Origin of the sequence: Weissella paramesenteroides ATCC 33313, from assembly GCF_000160575.1 — a bacterium.
GTDB lineage: Bacteria > Bacillota > Bacilli > Lactobacillales > Lactobacillaceae > Weissella > Weissella paramesenteroides.
The window spans coordinates 1-2,506 of record NZ_GG697134.1 but is presented as its reverse complement, the minus strand read 5'-3'; the positions used below and the strand labels follow the sequence as shown (position 1 = coordinate 2,506).

At 33.6% G+C, this 2,506-nt stretch carries 3 protein-coding genes; 2 read left to right on the top strand and 1 reads right to left on the bottom strand.

Annotated elements, in window-relative coordinates; all coding sequences use genetic code 11:
• Positions 1–314 precede the first annotated feature (314 nt).
• On the top strand, positions 315–1,103 hold the full coding sequence (locus tag HMPREF0877_RS08690) for an SDR family oxidoreductase (RefSeq protein ID WP_040761143.1): 789 nt from the start codon (positions 315–317) through the stop codon (positions 1,101–1,103).
• A gap of 77 nt (positions 1,104–1,180) precedes the next feature.
• Positions 1,181–1,789, top strand: a complete 609-nt coding sequence (locus HMPREF0877_RS08685) for a TrmH family RNA methyltransferase (RefSeq protein ID WP_002828979.1) — start codon at positions 1,181–1,183, stop codon at positions 1,787–1,789.
• A 64-nt stretch (positions 1,790–1,853) separates the two neighbouring features.
• Here HMPREF0877_RS08685 and HMPREF0877_RS08680 read toward each other — a convergent pair whose 3' ends face one another.
• Positions 1,854–2,240 carry a hypothetical protein gene (locus tag HMPREF0877_RS08680; RefSeq protein ID WP_002828978.1) on the bottom strand — a complete coding sequence of 129 codons (387 nt, stop codon included), beginning with the start codon at positions 2,238–2,240 and terminating at the stop codon, positions 1,854–1,856.
• Between the last annotated feature and the right edge of the window lie 266 nt (positions 2,241–2,506).

The window sequence follows — 2,506 nt, the reverse complement described above, 5'->3', positions numbered from 1 at the left end:
ATTTTTTATATTAACAGACATATAAATAAATCGCTTATGATTAAAAAATATAATATATGATTTGGAATTTTTGGAAATAAGATGCATGATTAGATTTTTGTGTATAAATTTATGGTGTTTAATAAGTGTACTTGTTCATTGACGCTGTATTAAAATTCATGTATATATTTGAATGAGTAGCAAATGGCATGTAGTTCCATTACAGATTTTGGGAAAGCCCACATTATATTCTGTGTTTATTTAAAAATGCATGCTGATTAAATATTGAACAATTTTACAATGATTTAGTTCTTCAATACGGATGGGAGATGCTTATGGATTTACAACTAAAGGATAAGGTCGTATTAGTAACCGCTTCTAGTCAGGGATTAGGTTTTGCAACTGCTAAAAAGTTTTTAGAAGAGGGAGCAAAGGTACTGATTACAAGCCACAATTTAGAACATTTACGCATTGCTTATCAGAAATTGCTGCCAACAACGAGAGCAAGCCATTTGTCGTATGTCGTGGCGGATTTAACTAGTACATCAGATATTGAAAATTTAATAGCCACCACACATAAAAAATTCGGTTTGATCGATATTGTTATTAATAATACAGGTGGACCAAGAAGTGCGAAATTTGAGGAGCTTAGTGAAGACGACTGGACTGATGCGTATGAACTTATTTTAAAAAGTGCTGTGCAAATGATACGATTAGCATTACCTGATTTAAAAAGGACGCAAGGTGTCATCATTAATAGTGTTTCAGCTTCAACCAGGCAGCCATTACCAGGGCTTATATTATCAAATACGTTTAGAATGGCTATCCTGGGACTTTCTAAAAGCTTGGCGAATGAATTTGGTCAGTATGGCATTCGAGTAAATACAATTTCACCAGGTCGGATAGCAACTAATCGAGTCCAAAGTTTAGATGAGTTGAATGCAGAAAAAAGTGGGCAGTCAGTGACATCGATTCGCCAGCAGTCCGAACAAACAATTCCTTTAGGTCGATATGGAGAACCCACAGAATTCGCAAATGTTGTGACATTTTTAGCTTCTAATGTCAGTAATTATATTAATGGTAGTAATGTTTTGGTAGACGGTGGTCAGATACAAAGTTATTAAGATATAACTTGGTTAAACATTCTTATGTATAATAATATGGTATAAACAATTTGAAGAAAAATAAGTAGAGGTCAAAGATGAGTCATATTGATTTACAAAATGGGATCGACTATCGTAATTTGGGTGCTGATTTTAAGGGCATGACTAATGAACAGATCATGCAAGCATTAGATCAACGGCGTGGAGATATGATAACAGTATTGCAAAATCTAACGCATGACTTTAATAAAGCGACAGCAGTTAGAAATCATAATGCGTTTTCAGGACGCGAAATCGTCTTTTTAAACCCCGATAATCCAATGGATAGTGATAATCCGGAAGGCGCTAAAAAATGGAATAAGACTGGCGCTGTGGGTGCGCAACATTATGAACATATTAGCCATCATCGTATATTGGACTATCAAAAATTATTTGATCGATGGCATGAAGAAGGGTACACAATCTATGCGGTTGATAATACACCCGGTTATGAGTTACATAATGTTTTTCAAGTGAAGTTTCCTAAAAAGAGTGTATTTTTATTTGGTGAGGAACAAATTGGCTTAGCAGATGAGTTGATTCAGGCAGCTGACCAGATGATTTATATTCCGCAAACAGGATCAGTTCGGTCGTTGAATGTTTCAGTTGCGCACGGTATCATTGCCGCTTTATACACTGCCCAATATCCGGTACCTGAAGACAAATAAAAATGCGAAACGCACTAATGCCAGTGTGTTTCGCATTTTTCGCTTTTCAGTAGATGAAAATTTTTTATAGAAGAAGTTCAAATTCCAAGTTATTATATTGATCACGTTCACGTATTTGATGGTAACCAAACTCTTGCTCGGTCCGTTCTAGTAATTCAGTATGCCAAGTAATTTTTTCGGCAAAGTTAGCAAACATATCTTCTTTTAAACGATTGACTAGTGAAAGAAACTTTTGTCCTTCTTCAGCCGTCATTGATACATATAGGCGCTCATCATTACCAAATTTTTTTGAAATACGCTTCAACTTGATGTTCATAACCTGACGAGTATAGGCAGGATTTCTATTTAGGCGAACACTGATATTAATGTGGTTATAGTGTGAATCGCGGCTATACTGTAATAACATAGCTAGAAATTTTTCAGGATCTATTTTGTTTGTATTTGTTGACATATGGTCATCCTTAATCTTTAAGAGTTCTTTTCAATAGTATAACACGTAATAATTTTTATTTTTTAAAACAGTATGAAAAAAACTATTGCGTTCTAATTCATATAGGGGTATTATATAAAAGTTGTCTTTTACAAAGGCTAAACAACAGATAATAATTTAAGCTATTTTAATATTTACTTATATAAAACGAGTAATATTTTAGCAATAAATTATATTCAATTATTAATAGATTTTCTTTAAGAAAACTATTGACAATTACGAATCGC

Excerpts from the sequence above, each read along its gene's own strand:
- HMPREF0877_RS08690 (WP_040761143.1), top strand. The coding sequence starts at position 315 with ATGGATTTACAACTAAAGGATAAGGTCGTATTAGTAACCGCTTCTAGT.
- HMPREF0877_RS08685 (WP_002828979.1), top strand. The coding sequence starts at position 1,181 with ATGAGTCATATTGATTTACAAAATGGGATCGACTATCGTAATTTGGGT.
- HMPREF0877_RS08680 (WP_002828978.1), bottom strand. The coding sequence starts at position 2,240 with ATGTCAACAAATACAAACAAAATAGATCCTGAAAAATTTCTAGCTATG.